16 protein-coding genes and 1 riboswitch are annotated in these 16113 nt (G+C 70.1%); of the genes, 6 read left to right on the top strand and 10 right to left on the bottom strand.

Annotation, left to right across the window (positions count from 1 at the left end):
- Nucleotides 1-6: 6 nt before the first annotated feature.
- A complete protein-coding gene (locus tag OHA25_RS56855) occupies nucleotides 7-612 on the bottom strand; it encodes a class I SAM-dependent methyltransferase (RefSeq protein WP_327585092.1) in 606 nt (201 codons plus the stop codon).
- Nucleotides 613-663: 51 nt separating this feature from the next.
- Nucleotides 664-776: riboswitch (TPP riboswitch) on the top strand.
- On the opposite strand from OHA25_RS56855, the gene thiC reads away from it, so the two are divergent.
- Complete coding sequence (gene thiC / locus OHA25_RS56850; protein ID WP_327585091.1) at nucleotides 769-2352, top strand: phosphomethylpyrimidine synthase ThiC; 1584 nt, start codon at nucleotides 769-771, stop codon at nucleotides 2350-2352. (Overlaps the previous riboswitch by 8 nt.)
- Here the strand turns inward: thiC and OHA25_RS56845 are convergent.
- Together OHA25_RS56845 and OHA25_RS56840 are read right to left on the bottom strand one after the other, a co-directional pair.
- Nucleotides 2339-3172: an SCO6745 family protein gene (locus OHA25_RS56845; RefSeq protein WP_327585090.1), complete on the bottom strand. Its 834-nt coding sequence runs from the start codon at nucleotides 3170-3172 to the stop codon at nucleotides 2339-2341. The genes thiC and OHA25_RS56845 overlap by 14 nt on opposite strands.
- On the bottom strand, nucleotides 3169-3954 hold the full coding sequence (locus OHA25_RS56840) for an SDR family oxidoreductase (RefSeq protein ID WP_327585089.1): 786 nt from the start codon (nucleotides 3952-3954) through the stop codon (nucleotides 3169-3171). Before OHA25_RS56840 ends, OHA25_RS56845 begins: the two co-directional genes overlap by 4 nt.
- Before the next feature lie 124 nt (nucleotides 3955-4078).
- Here OHA25_RS56840 and OHA25_RS56835 point away from each other — a divergent pair, with 124 nt between their 5' ends.
- The 5 genes from OHA25_RS56835 to OHA25_RS56815 all read left to right on the top strand — a co-directional run bounded on the left by OHA25_RS56835 (nucleotide 4079) and on the right by OHA25_RS56815 (nucleotide 7926).
- The gene (locus OHA25_RS56835; RefSeq protein ID WP_327585088.1) at nucleotides 4079-4432 is read left to right on the top strand and encodes a hypothetical protein; all 354 of its coding nucleotides are present in this window, start codon (nucleotides 4079-4081) and stop codon (nucleotides 4430-4432) included.
- A gap of 12 nt (nucleotides 4433-4444) precedes the next feature.
- Nucleotides 4445-5827 (top strand): sensor histidine kinase, encoded by a 1383-nt coding sequence (locus tag OHA25_RS56830; RefSeq protein WP_327585087.1) that lies wholly within the window; start codon nucleotides 4445-4447, stop codon nucleotides 5825-5827.
- Complete coding sequence (locus OHA25_RS56825; protein ID WP_327585086.1) at nucleotides 5824-6486, top strand: response regulator transcription factor; 663 nt, start codon at nucleotides 5824-5826, stop codon at nucleotides 6484-6486. The genes OHA25_RS56830 and OHA25_RS56825 overlap by 4 nt, the downstream gene beginning before the upstream one ends.
- 70 nt (nucleotides 6487-6556) lie before the next feature.
- A complete protein-coding gene (locus OHA25_RS56820) occupies nucleotides 6557-7114 on the top strand; it encodes a DUF4956 domain-containing protein (RefSeq protein WP_327585085.1) in 558 nt (185 codons plus the stop codon).
- Complete coding sequence (locus OHA25_RS56815; protein ID WP_327585084.1) at nucleotides 7111-7926, top strand: polyphosphate polymerase domain-containing protein; 816 nt, start codon at nucleotides 7111-7113, stop codon at nucleotides 7924-7926. The genes OHA25_RS56820 and OHA25_RS56815 overlap by 4 nt, the downstream gene beginning before the upstream one ends.
- On the opposite strand, the gene OHA25_RS56810 is transcribed toward OHA25_RS56815, so the two are convergent.
- The 7 genes from OHA25_RS56810 to OHA25_RS56780 all read right to left on the bottom strand — a co-directional run bounded on the left by OHA25_RS56810 (nucleotide 7878) and on the right by OHA25_RS56780 (nucleotide 16064).
- Nucleotides 7878-8846: an NAD(P)-dependent alcohol dehydrogenase gene (locus OHA25_RS56810; protein WP_327585083.1), complete on the bottom strand. Its 969-nt coding sequence runs from the start codon at nucleotides 8844-8846 to the stop codon at nucleotides 7878-7880. The two genes, OHA25_RS56815 and OHA25_RS56810, sit on opposite strands and share 49 nt — an antisense overlap.
- A gap of 140 nt (nucleotides 8847-8986) precedes the next feature.
- Complete coding sequence (locus tag OHA25_RS56805; RefSeq protein ID WP_327585082.1) at nucleotides 8987-10210, bottom strand: acyl-CoA dehydrogenase family protein; 1224 nt, start codon at nucleotides 10208-10210, stop codon at nucleotides 8987-8989.
- A gap of 17 nt (nucleotides 10211-10227) precedes the next feature.
- Nucleotides 10228-11223: an acyltransferase family protein gene (locus tag OHA25_RS56800; protein ID WP_327585081.1), complete on the bottom strand. Its 996-nt coding sequence runs from the start codon at nucleotides 11221-11223 to the stop codon at nucleotides 10228-10230.
- Nucleotides 11224-11342: 119 nt separating this feature from the next.
- Nucleotides 11343-13253 carry a DUF6807 family protein gene (locus tag OHA25_RS56795; protein WP_327585080.1) on the bottom strand — a complete coding sequence of 637 codons (1911 nt, stop codon included), beginning with the start codon at nucleotides 13251-13253 and terminating at the stop codon, nucleotides 11343-11345.
- Nucleotides 13250-14308 carry a mandelate racemase/muconate lactonizing enzyme family protein gene (locus tag OHA25_RS56790; RefSeq protein WP_327585079.1) on the bottom strand — a complete coding sequence of 353 codons (1059 nt, stop codon included), beginning with the start codon at nucleotides 14306-14308 and terminating at the stop codon, nucleotides 13250-13252. The genes OHA25_RS56795 and OHA25_RS56790 overlap by 4 nt, the downstream gene beginning before the upstream one ends.
- Nucleotides 14305-15177 (bottom strand): 5-dehydro-4-deoxyglucarate dehydratase, encoded by an 873-nt coding sequence (locus OHA25_RS56785; RefSeq protein ID WP_327585078.1) that lies wholly within the window; start codon nucleotides 15175-15177, stop codon nucleotides 14305-14307. Before OHA25_RS56785 ends, OHA25_RS56790 begins: the two co-directional genes overlap by 4 nt.
- Nucleotides 15174-16064, bottom strand: a complete 891-nt coding sequence (locus tag OHA25_RS56780) for an NAD-dependent epimerase/dehydratase family protein (protein WP_327585077.1) — start codon at nucleotides 16062-16064, stop codon at nucleotides 15174-15176. Before OHA25_RS56780 ends, OHA25_RS56785 begins: the two co-directional genes overlap by 4 nt.
- Nucleotides 16065-16113 lie beyond the last annotated feature (49 nt).

Genomic DNA, 16113 nt, shown 5'->3' with positions numbered 1-16113 from the left:
CGCTCGTCAAACCTCGCGCCGGCGCGCCAGCACGCTGAGCCAGGTGCGGTGGGTGGTGCTCAGACCGTGTTCCAGGACCTCGAACCCGGTCGATTCCAGCATCGCCAGCAGCGTGTCGGGGTCGCGGTGCACGAACCACCGGGAGACCTCGGTGTCGTAGGGGATCGGCTCCCATTCCTGCCGGTCGCCGGCTGAAGTGCTCATTCCGAGCACGCCGCCCGGCCGCAGCGCCGCCGACCAGGCGCGCAACGTCGGCTCGGTCTCGTCGGCGGGCACGTGGAGCAGCGCCGCACAGCACCACAGACCCGCCAGTGAGCCGGGGGCGAGCGGCGGCCTGCGCAGGTCACCGAGCACCGCGGGCACCCTCTGGGCGGCGGCCAGCCTGGCCATCTCGGTCGAGCGGTCGACCCCGACCACCGGCAGCCCCTGCTCCAGGAACCAGGCCGCGTCATGCCCAGGACCACACCCCAGGTCGGCCACCGGCCCCCGCGCCACCTCGGCGAACCGCTGACGGAAGGCCAGGAAGCCGCCGCTGCGGGTCCGGCTGCGCTCGGCGAAAACCGGGGCGATGCGGTCGTAGGTCGCCGTTGTGCGGGGGGTCGGATCCTCCATGACCCGGATCATGCCAGGTTTGGCGCGGCATCGGGGATGGGTACGATCATCGCCGTCCAACGCGGGAGCCCGGTACGGACCGGGCTGAGAGGACGGCTGACAGCCGCCGACCGCCAGAACCTGCTCCGGATAATGCCGGCGAAGGGAGTTTGCGCGATGCATGACGCGCGTTTTACCAAGGTTTACACCGGTGACCTCCATGTGCCGATGCGTCAGGTGCGTCTGTCGAACGGATCGACGGTGACGCTGTACGACACGTCAGGCCCGCACACCGACCCCGCCATCGAGACCGACGTCAGGCGCGGGCTGCCGCGCCTGCGCGAGCAGTGGGTACGCGACCGCCGCGCCGCCGGCCAGCCCGTCACCCAGGTCGGCTGCGCCAGGAAGGGGCTGATCACCAGGGAGATGGAGTTCGTGGCCGTCCGTGAGGGCCTCGACGCCGAGTTCGTCCGCCAGGAGGTCGCGGCCGGCCGGGCCATCATCCCCGCCAACGTCAACCACTCCGAGTCCGAGCCGATGATCATCGGCCGCCACTTCCTCGTGAAGATCAACGCCAACATCGGCAACTCGGCCGTGACGTCCTCCATCGAGGAGGAGGTCGAGAAGATGACCTGGGCCACGCGGTGGGGCGCGGACACGATCATGGACTTGTCCACCGGCCCGGACATCCACGAGACCCGTGAGTGGATCATCCGCAACTCGCCGGTCCCGGTCGGCACCGTGCCCATCTACCAGGCGTTGGAGAAGGTCAAGGGCCGTCCTGAGGACCTGTCGTGGGAGATCTACCGGGACACGCTCGTCGAGCAGTGCGAGCAGGGTGTGGACTACGTGACCGTGCACGCGGGGGTGCGGCTGGCGTACGTGCCGCTCACCGCCGGCCGCAAGACCGGCATCGTCTCGCGCGGCGGCTCGATCATGGCCGCCTGGTGCCTGGCGCACCACCGTGAGAGCTTCCTGTACGAGCACTTCGCCGACATGTGCGAGATCCTCGCTCGTTACGACGTGTCGTTCTCACTCGGGGACGGGCTGCGGCCCGGCTCGATCGCGGACGCCAACGACGAGGCCCAGTTCGCCGAGCTGCGCACGCTCGGCGAGCTGACCAGGGTCGCACGTGAGCACGACGTCCAGGTCATGATCGAGGGCCCGGGACACGTGCCCATGCACAAGATCAAGGAGAACGTCGACCTGCAGCGCGAGCTCTGCGACGACGCCCCCTTCTACACCCTCGGGCCGCTGATCACCGACATCGCCCCGGGCTACGACCACATCACCTCCGGCATCGGCGCCGCCATGATCGGCTGGTACGGCACCGCCATGCTTTGCTACGTCACCCCCAAGGAGCACCTCGGCCTGCCGGACAAGGACGACGTCAAGACCGGCGTGATCACCTACAAGATCGCCGCCCATGCGGCGGACCTGGCCAAGGGGCATCCGCGGGCGCAGGAGTGGGACGACGCGCTGTCGGACGCGCGGTTCGAGTTCCGCTGGGAGGACCAGTTCGACCTGTCGCTCGACCCCGGCACCGCCCGCGCCTTCCACGACGAGACCCTGCCTGCCGCGCCGGCCAAGACCGCGCACTTCTGCTCGATGTGCGGGCCGAAGTTCTGCTCCATGCGGATCAGCCACGACATCCGCCAGGCGGGCTACGCGGAGAAGGCGGAGGAGTTCCGGCAGCGCGGGGGCACCGTCTACGTCGATCAGCCCGGCAGCCTGCCGGGCCAGGTCGTCAGCCGAGGCTGAGCAGGCCCGCGTCCACGACCCGGCGGCCGAAGGGGCGGGCGAGTTCGGCCAGGCGCTCGCAGCCGTCCTCGCCCAGCGCCCCGTACGCGGCCATGGCCAGGGTGTCCGTACGGTCCTCGAGGTGGCGGCGCAGCGCCTGGCCCGCTGCGCTCAGCGCGCCCCCTTCCAGGAGCCCGCGGGCGTGGAGGCCGGCTTCCGCGGCCGTCCATGCCTCCTCCGGCCAGGCACGGCTGATCTTGAGGAAAGCGACGGGGACCTCGCCGCCGGCGGCATGGAGGACCAGGGCTTCCAGGCCGGTGAGGCCTTCGGCGAGGAGGGTGGCCACATGGCCGTCGCCGCGGAACTCGCGGAGCAGGGTCTGGGCGTGCCAGAGCTGCTGGAGCGGGTCGTCCGGCCAGGGGAGCGCGGCGTGGGCGGCGAAGAGCGGTCGGCCCTGGGGATGGTCGCAGGCTGCCGTGGCGGCGCGGCGGGCCAGGTCGAGGGTCTCGGCCAGGTGAGGAAGCTCGTGGATGCCCGCCCGGCGCAGGGCTTCGTCGGCGGCTTCGAGGCGGGCCTCGAGCATCTGCTCCGGCGTCACCACGTCCCAGGCGGCGGGGAGGGAGCGGCGTACGAGGTCGGGGCAGAAGTTGTAGAAGGTGGCGATGACCAGGTCGGCGGAGGCCCGGCCGAAGGCAGCGCCACGCGAGGCGAAATATCCGGACATGCCGGTGAGGCCGAGGTTGGCGTAGCGGGCGGCGGCCTCGGGAACGAAGTAGATCATGCCGTGCAAGGGCTCCAGGCGGCGCCAGGCGCGGCGGGCCGCGGCCGTGTCGCCCGTCATGACGTCGTCAGGGAGTCGATGAAGCGCGACATCCCGGCCAGCCATCGGTCGGGATCCTCCGCCTTGCGGCGCGCGAACTCCGCCACCTCCGGGTGCGGGAATATGTGGAAGCGCTCGGCCGCCAGGCCCTCGACGACGGTGGTGGCCACGTCGGCCGGGTCGAGGATCGTGCCCGACGCGCCCACCGCGCGGGCGGTCAGGTGGTCCTCCTCCTGGCCGCGCTCGTACATGTTCGTCCGCACCCCTTGCGGGCACAACACGCTGACCTTGATGCCCTGGGAGCTGTAGTGCATGGCGACCCACTCGGCGAACGCGATCGCCGCCGCCTTCGTGACCGCGTACGGGGCGTCTCCGGGGCAGCCGATCAGGCCGGCCGCGGAGCAGGTGTTCAGGAGGTAGCCGCCGCCGCGGGCGATCATGGAGGGGACGGCGGCGCGGGCGGCGTACACGTGGGCCAGGACGTTGATCGCGTACAGGTCGCTCCACTCCTGGTCGGGGGCGTCCAGGCCGTGGCCGCCGATGATGCCGGCGTTGGAGCAGAACAGGTCGACGGGGCCGAACGGGGTGTCCACCAGGGCGGCGACGTCTGCCTCCGATGCCACGTCCACCCGGGCGGGCACCGCGCGCTCGCCGATCTCCTTGGCCACCGCGCTCGCGCCCGCCTCGTCGAGGTCGGCGACCACCACCCCCGCCGCGCCTTCCGCGGCGAACCGCAGGGCCAGCGCCCGGCCGATCCCGCCCGCCGCACCCGTGACCACGACGACCTTGTCCCGCACCTGCATGGATGCTCCTCCTGAACCGACCGCCCGGTATGTAGAACCATATTCTATACAAAGCGTGATCAGATGAGAGCTTTCTCATTTGGGCTTCAGCGTGGTCTCCTCGAAGGGCGTCAAGGTCGATGGCATGAAACAGCGGGCGATGGTGATGCTCCTCGGACTGGGTGTGGCGGTGGCCGGGCTGCTGTCGGTGGGACTGGTCAATGCGGCCGATCAAGGGTCTGACCTGGGTGAGCCCGTCGTGGTCACGCCGTCCCCTTCGGCCCCGGCCTCGCCGGCGGCTGATCGAAGTCAATCCCCGTCGCCTGGCCGGAGCCAGCCGGGCGATGCGGCCGGCACGTCCGAGCGGACCGAGAGCAAGCGGCCTGCCCCGCGCAAGACCAAGGCCGAGCCGGTCAAACCGCCGTCTCCCAGGCCCGGCGGCGATGATGGTGACGATGACGACGGCGACGACGGCGGGGACGATGACGGTGATGACTGATGGGAAGGCCGTATGCGAGTGAGCGCCCGTGCCCGGATCGTGGGCTGGATGCTCGTCGTCGTCGGCCTCGCCCTGTCAGTCTCGATCTTCGCGACCTGGACCTTCCTGCAGACCGGCCTGGACAACCGGGTGCGGCACGAGCTCGAGAACGAGGTCGACAAGCTGCGGAGCTACGCGGACAACAACCGTGCCGTCACGGACGTCGAGGTCCTGCTCGAGGGGTACCTCGCGATCAACTCGCCGGACCGGCATGAGACCTTCTTCAGCATCGTCGACGGCCAGCCCCACAGGATCACGGCGATCCCGCCGCCCGTGCGTCTCGACACCGACGACGACCTGGTGGCGCGGCTGGCCGCGGCCACCAGGACGGTCAGCGGGAATGTCGAGAGCGCCGGGGGAAGGGTCCGCTACGCGGTCATCCCGGTCAGGGTGACCGCCGACCCCCGCCCCGCCCACCTCGTGGTGGCGATCTTCTACGACAGGCACCGTAGTGAGATCGTGGAGGCGGTGCGGGTGCTCGGGTTGTCCGCGCTGGCCGCGATGGCGCTGGCCGGGGCGGCCGGGTGGTTCGTGGCCGGGCGGGTGCTGGCGCCGGTCCGGCTGGTCAGCCAGACGGCCGAGCAGATCAGCGACTCCTCCGACCTGACCCGCAGATTGGACGTGCCGGGTGACGACGACGTGGCCGCGCTCGCCGGCACGTTCAACCACATGCTGGACCGGCTGGAACGGGCCTTCTTGGCGCAGCGGAACTTCCTCGACGACGCCGGGCACGAGCTGCGTACGCCGATCACCGTCATCCGCGGCCACCTCGAGCTCATGGGCGACGACCCGGCCGACCGCGCTGAGACGCTGGCCCTGGTCACCGACGAGCTGGAGCGCATGAACCGCATCGTCGATGACCTCCTCACCCTCGCCAAGGCCGAGCAGCCGGGCTTCCTGGCCGTGGACACCGTCGAGCTGGCCGACCTCACGGTCAGCGTGGTCGCCAAGGCGCGGGCGCTCGGCGAGCGGAAGTGGCGGGTGGACGAGGTGGCCGAGGCTCGCGTGCCGGCCGACCGCCAGCTGCTCACGCAGGCGCTCATGCAGCTGGTCGCCAACGCTTTCCGGCACACGAAGGACGGCGACCTGATCGCCGTGGGGTCGGCCGTCCGGGACGGGCGGGCCGAGCTGTGGGTACGCGACAGCGGCCCCGGAGTGGCGCCGGCCGACCGGGAGCGCATCTTCGGCCGGTTCACCCGCGGGGCGGGCCGCACCGGCGCCCATGACGGGTCCGGGCTCGGCCTGGCCATCGTGAAATCCATCGCCGAGGCCCATGAGGGCTGGGTACAGGTGACCGAGGCCCCGGGCGGCGGGGCCTGTTTTGTCATGTCCATCCCGCTGTGGGAGGTGCGGTGAACCGCATTCTGATCGCCGAGGACGAGGCCAGGATCGCCTCCTTCGTGGAGAAGGGGCTGCGGGCCAACGGGTTCGTGACCGCCGTGGTGGGGGACGGGCTCGCGGCGTACGACCTGGCGTGCGCGGGCGGGTTCGACCTGCTCATCCTGGACATCGGGTTGCCGTTGAGCGATGGCTTCACGGTGTTGCGGCGGTTGCGGGAGTCCAAGGTGACCATCCCGGTGATCATCCTGACCGCCCGCGGCAGCGTCACCGACACCGTGGCGGGGCTGGAGGGCGGCGCGGACGACTACATCGCCAAGCCCTTCGCCTTCGAGGAACTGCTGGCGCGCGTGCGGCTGCGGCTGCGGGCCGAGCGCACGCCCGAGGTGACCGTGCTGCGCGTGTCGGATCTGTCGCTGGATCTGCGGACCAGGCGGGCTTACGTGGGGGATCGGGCGGTGGACCTGTCCACCAGGGAGTTCGCGCTGGCGGAGATCTTCTGCCGGCACCCGGACCAGGTGCTGACCCGGGAGCAACTGCTGAGCCACGTGTGGGGGTTCGACTTCGACCCCGGCTCGAACGTCGTGGACGTCTACGTGCGGTACCTGCGTCGCAAGATCGGCGCGGACCGGATCGAGACCGTACGCGGCACCGGATACCGCATGAGAGTCGCCTAATCATCGCCTCACATCCGCTTCACCGGGCTCCTCCAGGCTGTTCATCAACAGGACAGAAAGAGGAGGGACCGTGTTCACCGGACTGGCGATGGACCTCGTGGCGATCATCTTGCTCGCCTACGGCATCTACTATCGGCGCCACCACAGGCGCGATCTGCTGTTCGCCTACATTGCGTTGAACGTGGGCATCTTCGCGGTGGTGTCGCTGCTGCTTGTCCAGCGGGTCGACATCGCCGTCGGATTCGGGCTGTTCGGGCTGCTGTCGATCATCCGGCTGCGCTCCAGCGAGATCACCCAGCAGGAGATCGCCTACTACTTTGTCGCGATCGTGCTGGGGCTGGTCAACGGGATCGCGGCGGCGATGCCGCTGACGGCTCTCACCCTGAACGGGGTGCTGCTCGCGGTGATGTACGTCGCCGACCACCGCGGGCTGCTCGGCCGCACCCGCCAGCAGCTCGTGACGCTGGACGTCGTGCACGCGGACCCGGAGCTGCTGAAGGCCGACCTGGAGAGCCGGCTGCGGGCCCGGGTGCTGCAGGCCATGGTCACTCAGGTGGACTACGTACGCGACGTGACCGTCGTGGACGTGCGCTACGTGGTGCCGGACATGAAGGCGAGGGTGCGGTGAACGCGGACGTGGTGCTCGCCGGGGTCGCCGCGGGGGCGGCGGCGATCGAGCTCGAGGACGTGCCGGAGCTGATGAGCCGGGTGGACTCCAAGTACATCGTGCCGGCCGCGACCATGGTCAGGCTCGCCGCCGAGCTGGGTGACCGGTTCGCGGTGTTGCGGATCGACGGGCGGCGGCAGTTCCGCTACACCTCGACGTACTTCGACACGCCGGACCTGGTCACCTTCCGGCAGCATCGGCAGGACCGGCGCCGCCGGTTCAAGCTCCGGACGCGGACGTACCTGGACGGGGGCGGCCGGTGGCTGGAGCTCAAGCTCAGCGGGGCACGCGGCAGCACCGACAAACACCGCATCCCCTACGACGACGCGCCGGCGCACGCGCTCACCGCGGAGGCGCTGGACTTCGTGAGCGACACCCTGGTGCGTGAGCTCCGCCTGACCATGCCCCGCCCGCTGGGGCCGGTCCTGTCCACCGACTACAAGAGGGTGACCCTGGTGGACCGGGCAGGAATGGCCCGGCTCACCTGCGACACCGGTCTGGTCTGCCGCGGTGCGGGCCGGGTCGTGCCCGCCCGCCGGGACCTGGTCCTGCTGGAGTCGAAGTCCGCGGACGGCAAGGCGGCCGTCGATCGGGTGTTATGGGGGATGGGGGTGCGGCCGGTGAGTGTGAGCAAATATTGCATCGCCGTCGCCGCCCTCCGCGACCGCCGCGCCAACCGGTGGCATCCGGTGTTGCACCGCTACCTCGAGCCCGAGCCGGCGGTTCAGACGGTGATGACGACTTTGCCCCTGGCGTGTCCTTCTTCCAGGTAGCGGATCGCCTCCGCCGCCTCGTTCAGCGCGTACGTCCGGTCGATGACCGGGGTGATCTTCTTGTCGTCGAGGAGGTCGTGCAGGGCGGTGAGCGTGTCCTTGCTCGGGCGTGCCATGTAGTTCACGAGCCTCTGGCCGCCGAACAGGAACATCAGCTTCCCCCCGATGATCCGGTTTATGGGGCCGACCCAGCGACCGCCGCTGCCGGAGATGGGGATGAACGTCCCGCGGGTGGTCAGAACGCGTCTGATCGCCGACAGGGGATGGTTGCCGACGTTGTCGAGGATGAGGTCATAGCGCCGGCCGCCGCGGGTGAAGTCTTCTTTGGTGTAGTCGAGGACGTGGTCGGCGCCGATGGAGCGGACCATCTCGACGTTGCCGGTGCTGCACACGGCGGTCACCTCGGCGCCCAGAGCTTTGGCGATCTGCACCGCGAAGGTGCCCACTCCGCCCGCGGCGCCGTTGACCAGCACCCGGTGCCCGGGCTGGACCCGTCCCACGTCGCGGAGGCCGAGCAGGGCGGTGACCGCCGCCGTCGGCACGGCCGCCGCCTGCTCGAACGTCAAGTTGGCCGGCTTCCTCAGCACCGCCGCGTCCTGGCGGACGGAGACGTATTCGGCGAGTGTTCCCTTGCCGCAGCCGAACACCTCGTCGCCCGGTTGTAACGCGGTGACATTCGCGCCCACTGCCTCGACGTGCCCGGCGAAGTCGGCGCCCAGGCCGTTGGCCTTGGGGCGGGTCAGGCCGGCCACCGCGCGGAAGATGTAGGGCGCGCCCCGCATGAAATGCCAGTCGCCGGCGTTGACCGCGGCTGCTCGGACGCGGACCAGCACGTCGTCGTCCCCGACCGCCGGCAGGCCGGTGTCCTGGAGAGTGAGCACGCTGGGCGGGCCGTAGGCGTAGAAGCGGATCGCCTTCATGAGACTCCTTGTTCATCTTGATCTGTCTGGTGTAATAAATTTCTGACAGGTGTCACCGTAACATTCACGTCCTGGCCCGGCAATGGCATGAAAAAGCCCCGGAGGCGAGCACGTCGTTCCGGGGCGGGAGGGGCGGAGGACTACAGAGGAAGGTCGCCGGTGGCGGCGCTCGTCGAGCCGGTCGCCCGATAGGCGGCGATCGTGCGTTCGGCGATGCGCATCTGGTGGATCTCATCGGCCCCGTCGGCGAAGCGGGCCCAGCGGGCGTGCTGGAACATGCTCGCCAGCGGCGTGTCCGTCGAATATCCCAGCGCCCCGTGCACCTGGATCGCCCGGTCCACGATCCGGTTGAGGCTGTTGGCCACGAAGTGCTTGGCCATCGACACCTCGGTGCGGAAATCCTCACCCTTGTCGATCTTGGAGGCGGCGTGCAGCACCATCAGCTTGCACTGGTACAGCTCCATGGTGGAATCGGCGATCATCCACTGGATGCCCTGCTTCTCGGCCAGCAGGGAGCCGTGGCTGTAGCGGGTGAGCGCGCGGTCCACCATCATGTCCAGCGCGGTCTCCGCCTGCGAGATCCACCGCATGCAGTGGGCGAGTCTGGCCGGACCGAGGCGATACTGACCCAGGCGGTGGCCGTTGCCCCGTCCGCCCAGGATCTGGTCGTCGGGCACGCGCAGGTCCTGGATGTGGATCTCGCTGTGGCCGGTCGAGCCGTGCATGGTCTCGACCTCACGCACGTCGTTCCAGCCCGGGCTGGGCAGGTCCACGAGGAAGGCGGTAGTGGCGCCGCGCGACCCCTCCGGCACGTCCGGCTCCGTCCTGGCGATGAGGATGGCGAAGGTGGCGCGCCGGGCATTGGAGATGAACCATTTGTGGCCGTTGACCACCCATTCGTCGCCGTCGCGTACGGCTTCGGTGCGGATCAGCGTGGGGTCGGAGCCCGCCACCTCCGGCTCGGTCATCGCGAAGCAGGACATCTGCGTGCCGTCGAGCAGCGGGCGCAGGTATTTCTCTTTCTGCTCGTCCGTCGCCCAGTGCAGCAGCGTGTGCATGTTGCCCTCGTCGGGGGCCATGCAGTTGAGCACCCACGGGCCGACGCGGGTCTTGGCCGCCTCCGACTGCACCATGGCCAGCTCCACGTGGCCGAGCCCCATGCCGCCCCACTCCTTCGGCATGTGCGGCAGCCACAGGCCCTCGGCCTTCGCCTGTGAGCGCAGCCGGGCGAGGGTCCGCAGGTACGCGTCGCGGTCGTGCTCCTTCACCTCCTCCATCGCGGGGATGACGGTGCCTTGGATGAAGGTGCGAACCCGCTTGCGGATCTCCTCGTGCTCGGGGGCGAGGGTGAAATCGATGGCCACTTCCCGAAAGTACTCTCTCAGCTGGGTTTGCGCAGCGGGGTGAAGGCCCAGGACATACGGGGCTCGACCGCCCAGTGGAAGAGCTTGCGCACCGGCGGCGTGCACAGCAGCGTGGCCGCGACCAGGCCGAGCCCGATCGACGGCAGCAGGCCCAGCTCGAACCGCTCGGTGGCTTTGACGACGAAACCGTGGAGCAGGTAGGCGTACATGGTGGCCGCGCCCAGCCCGCTGAACCACGTGTGCCGCGCCGGCGTCACCGCCAGGAACGCCGCCACCAGCAGCGCCCCCGCCACCAGCAGCCCCAGCCTGATCGCCGTGCCGGTGAGGTCGTCCACGCCGATCTCCGTGTTCGACAGCCGCCACCTGATCCACTCCGTCGGCACGGCGGCGTGCACGAGCAGCGCCGTCGCCAGCCCCAGGCCGAGCACGCAGGCCCCGGCCAGCCTCATGTACGGCCTGCGCAGCCACTGGAAGTGCTCCGGCTTCAGCATCAGCCCCAGCACATAGAAGGGCAGCAGGCCGAACGTGCGGTTCATGGACAGCTCGTCGGGCAGCTTGCTCATCCCGGTCAGCAGTGACAGCACGACCGCGACCAGCAACGGCCACCTGAGCTGCTGCCACACCGGCGTGGACAGCCGCCACAAGAACAACGACATCAGGAACCAGGTCAGGTAGTACGGCTCCAGCAGGCTCAGCTCGAACTTCCCGTAGAGGAACAGCCGGGGCAGCGAGTACGCCAGCTCGAAGATCACGTATGGCACCGCCAGCGTGGAGATCAGCTTGCGTGCCTTGCCCGCCCCGAACGTGAACTTCCGCGACAGGTAGCCGGTGAGCACGATGAACAGCGGCATGTGGAAGACGTACACGTAGAAGTAGAGCGCGTGCGCGAGGGGCGCGTCCCGCTGGTTCTCGATGAGGTGACCGCATACGACGAGCAGGATGGCCAGGTATTTGGCGTTGTCGAAGAACGGATCCCTGGCGGTGACAGGCTCGGCTATTACGGTCGCGCTCACAGGCTCGCCTTCGGCGACCCTGTGAGCGCGGCACTGCTGTGTTTATTGGTTCGCTCGCTTCGCTCCCTCACAGGCAACGCACCCTAGCCAGGCTCATGGAACCGCCAGGAAACCGCGGGTTAAACCTCGGCGGCCAGCTCGGCCACCTGGACGTGGTCGAGCCGCCCGTCCGCGACGATCGTGACCACCCGCCGGGTCAGCGTGTCCTCGACGACCAGCGGCCGGTCCCACGCCAGCGCCTGCCCGACGCCCGGATACTCCTCGACCCGCACGAACCACGCGTCGCCGTCGTCCTGGACGAACACCAGCGTCCAGTCCCGCCCCTCCGGGTCCGTGCCGGACATGGCGATCCACCGGTCCCGGCTGCCGTGCACGGCCTGCTCGTCACCCGGCAGAGTCGTCCGGGCGGTGGAGGTCCCTGGCGCGCGCCAGAAGAAGCCGCCGTAACCCGCGCCCACCCGGCCCTTGGTGGCCGAGCTGTTGATCTCCACGGGCGCGCCGGTGAGGTTGGTGAGCGTGAACGTGAAGTCCAGAGCCCATGCCTCGCCCACCGGTCGCACGACCACCGTCCGCTCCTCACGTGCCATGAGCCGCCCGTCCGGGCCGGCCCACTCCAGCTGCTCGGTGAAGCCGTCGTCGTCGAGCCGTGAGAACGCCCGGTGCCGCTGGCTGCCATGATCGCCGAGCCAGGCCGGACCCTGGTCCTTCACGTACGTGCGGCCGCCCCAGAAGTTCGCCCCGCCCAGGTCGGAGATCGCCACGCCGACCCCGAGGTGGTGTACGTGGTCCTCGGGCCGGACCTGGGTGACCTCGACGCCGCCCAGGGTCCGCACCCCGTGCAGGTACGGGCGTGGCGAGTCCGTGGCCGGGAGGTCCGGTCGCACCTCGTAGTCGGCCACCGGCGTGCCGGCGACCAGGAGCCGCACCTTCGTCCACGGCGCGCCCAGCTCCGAGTAGAGGGCCAGCTCGTCCGCGCTGCGGGCCGTCAGGTCCGCGATGCCGGGCAGGAACCGGTAGGCGACCTCGTCCGAGCCGGGCTCCCGTGCGAGGAGCTGGTGCCGCTCGGGGATCGGCAGCGGCTCCGGCGCCAGCCGCACCGCGTCGAGCACCTGCGTGAACGTCTCGGTCCGGGAGAGCGGCACCAGCAGGTCCACGCCCGTACGGACATGATCGATGAGGTTCTCCAGCAGGTTGGTGCGCTCGTACACGGTGGTCGTGACCGACCCGTCCGCGTGCTCGACCTTGAGCTGGTCCTGGGTGTAGACGAGCGTGGCGCGGCCCTGGTCGCCGTGCACGACCAGGTACGGCTCGTGTCGCTCGGACGCGCACAACGTCACCGCGATCGTGACCACGAGACCGTCGTCCATCCGGACCCGCACGCACGACGTGTCGTCCGACTCGATCGGGTTGGCGTGGTAGAGCTCGGTCTCGATCTCCGCGATCGGGCCGTCCACCAGCGCCAGCGCGGTCGCCACGGCATGCGCGAACGGGTTGGTCAGCGCGCCGTCCACCACGTCCACGCCGTTGAGGCGGCGCTTTCCCGACCAGGCCGAGCGGGTGAAGTACGTCGACGGGCGTTCCCACGCGCCGGCCCCGCCGATGCCGCGCACCCGGCCGAGTGCGCCACTCGCGATCAGCTCACGCACCGCGGGCACGGCCGCCGACCCGAGCGACTGGAACCCGACCTGGCAGGCCAGCCCGGTCTCGGCCACGGCCGCCGCGATGCGCCCATGTTCGGCGGGGCTGGGCGCGGGCGGCTTCTCCAACAGCACGTGTGAGCCCGCGCGCAGGGCGGTCACCGCGAGGTCGGCGTGCGTGTGGATGGGCGTGCAGATGATCGTGATCTCCGCGCCGGTCTTCTCGATCAGCGCGCCGAGATCGGACGACTGCAGGGGCGAGGCGAAGTCGACCTCCACAGGCCGCACGTCGCAGATCCCGGCCAGCTCGACCAGCCCTCTGTCGGCGAGGCTGCGCAGGTTGCGCAGATGGTGCTGCCCGTGCCCGTTCGCCCCCGCCAGAACGACCTTCATCGTCGTGCCCACCTCAGTCCCAGCCCTTCGTGCTCGCTCACCCGCAGCATGCCGTCCGACACGACCACCGGATACGGCTCCTCCAGGAGCCCGAGCGCGGCGAACGACGCGTCCTCCACATCCTCCGCCATGATCGGCAGTGGCAGCGCCAGGGCCAGCTGCCCGGACACGTCCGGGAGCAGGTGCGGGTAGACGGGCACGTCGTACGTCCTGGCCAGCTCCACGATGCGCAGGAACGGCGTGATGCCGCCGACCCGCACCACGTTCGGCTGCACGACGTCGCACGCGCCGGCCGCCAGCAGGTCGCGGAAGCCGTACGTCGTGTAGACGTTCTCGCCCACCGCGACCGGCACGTCGATGGAGCGGCGCAGCTCCACGTGGGCGGCCACGTCGTCGGCAGGCAGCGGCTCCTCGATCCAGTGCAGGTCGAACTCGCGCAGCGCGGCCAGAGCGCGCCGGGCCCGGTGCAGGTCCCACCGCTGGTTGGCGTCGATCATCAGCAGCCGGTCGGGCCCGAGCACCTCGCGTACCGCGGCCACCCGTGCCACGTCCTCGGCCAGGTCGGGACGGCCCACCTTGATCTTGACACCCTTGTATCCGGCCGCCATCCACCGCCTGACCTGCTCGAGGAGCTCCTCCAGCGAGTAGTGCAGGTTGACGCCGCTGCCGTAGACCGGGACCTCGTCGCGCCGCCGGCCCAGCACGTCGGCCAGGCCGGCCTCGCCGCAGCGCAGATCCCACAACGCCAGGTCGATGCCGGCCAGCGCGATCGTGGTGATCCCGCCGGGTCCGGCTTCACGCAGGTGCCGCCAGAGCCGGTCCCACACGACTTCGGGGTGCGCGGGCAGCCCGATGAGCGCCTCCCGCAGGTCGTGGTCGAGCAGCGCCCGTATGGCGTGCGCGCCGATCTGCGGCGTCCACGAGAACCCCGTCCCGGTGCGCCCGTCCTTCAGCGTGACGTGCGTGACGATCACGTGGTTGGCGGGCACGTCCGGGCCCCACGGCCGGGGCAGCGGGGCGGTGCGCAGCTCGGTACGCAGGTCCGCGATCGTCATGACGTCGCCAGCTCCAGCCCCGTCTTGATCAGCGTCTCCAGCTCCTCCAGATGCTCGTCGGTCACGTCCACCAGCGGCGGGCGGACCGGGCCCACGTCCAGGCCGCGCAGCCGTACCCCGGCCTTGACCAGGGCGACCGGATAGCCCGGAACCTTGCCGCGCAACCGCACGAGCGGGGCGTAGAACTCCGTCAGCAGCCGCTCGTCACCGTTCAGATAAGCCAGCGCGATCTCCGGCGCGAACGCGAACACCGCGCTGGAGTAAAGCTCCACGCCGATGCCCCGATACGCGGGCATGGTCAGCTCGGCCGTCGGCAGCCCGTTGAAGAACAGGAAGTCCGGGTAGGTCTCCCGGATCGCCAGCACGGTCCGCTGCATCCGGTCGATGTCGCCGAGGCCGTCCTTGAGCCCGATCACTCCGGGGATCCCGGCCAGCTCCACCGCGGCGTCCGGCTCCAGCACCACGGTGCCGCGCTGGTAGACGATCACCGGCAGCTCCGCGGCCACCGCCTCCACATACGCCTTGAATCCGCGCCCAGGCCCCTGCGCCAGGTAAGGCGGCATGAGCAGCAACCCGTCGGCCCCCGCCTCCCGCGCCGCCCGCGCCTGGTTCAGCGCCGCGCCGAGCGATCCGCCCGCTCCCGCGAACAGCGGCACGCGCCCGTCCACGACCTCGGCCGCCACCCGCACCGCCCGCTCGTGCTCGGCCTCCGACAACGCGGAGAACTCGCCGGTGCCGCACGCCACGAACACCCCGCCGGGACCGTGCGCCATGCCCTGCCGGATGTGCTCGGCCAGCACCTGCTCGGCGAGCGTGCCGTCGGCGGCGAACGGGGTCACGGGAAAGAACAGCACACCGCTGAGATTCATAGAGATTCCTTGAGTTCGGTACGCCAACTACGCTTCGCCTGCCAGCCCAGCAACCGCTCCGCCTTGGACGTCGAAAAGGCCGGGGAGGTCCCGGTGAGGCCCGCCGCGAACGGCTCCGTGCCCGGGATGACCTGGGGGAGCAGCTCGGCCAGCGGTTTCCTGGCCAGCGCGTCCGCGGCGCCGACGAAGAACACCTCGCCGTTCGGCAGCTCGGGCAGCGCCTCGATGAGCACGCCCACCATCTCGGAGGCGTCACGGGAGTCGACGTAGTTGAACAGCGACACCCCGCCCAGCTCCGGCCGGTCCAGCCGCTCGGTGACGGTGTGTCCCGACTGCGTGGGCGCGCCGGCCCACTCCTCCGGAGGGATGACGAAACACGGCCTGATCGCGGCCAGCTTCGTCGTCCCCGCCTCGGCGAACGCCTTCATGGTCTGCTCGGCCGCGACCTTGGACAGGTTGTAGGCGTTCCACGGCCGCACCGGGTGGTCCTCGTCGATCGGCAGGTACGCCGGCGCCCACCCGCGCGGAGCGCCGTAGCCGATCACGGTCGGGCTGCTGGCCACCACCACGTTCCGCACGCCTAGGGCCACCGACGCCTCGCAGACGTTGAACGCCAGCTGCGTGTTGACCCGGTAGATCACCGACTCCGGCTGGCTGAACGGGGTGGCGATGGCGGCCAAATGGATCACCGACTCCGGCCGGAATCTGGCGATCACCTCGAACGCCTCTCCCGTGTTCGTGAGGTCGGCAGGTAGGGTGGCCGCGGCCTCCGCCGGCGTGCCCGGCGCGCTGTCCACGCCGATGACCTCGTGCCCGGCCGCCGCGAGCGTGCTGACCACGCTGCGGCCGAGGCGTCCTGCACTTCCGGTGATGAGGACTCTGCTCACCGTGAGGGGCTCCTTCAAGACTGCAAACAGTTGCACTAAACCTTTGTGT

This window comes from Nonomuraea sp. NBC_00507 (assembly GCF_036013525.1).
In the GTDB taxonomy this organism is placed as follows: Bacteria; Actinomycetota; Actinomycetes; order Streptosporangiales; family Streptosporangiaceae; genus Nonomuraea.
Note: the sequence above shows the minus strand (reverse complement) of the source record. Positions and strands in the feature narration are given on the sequence as shown.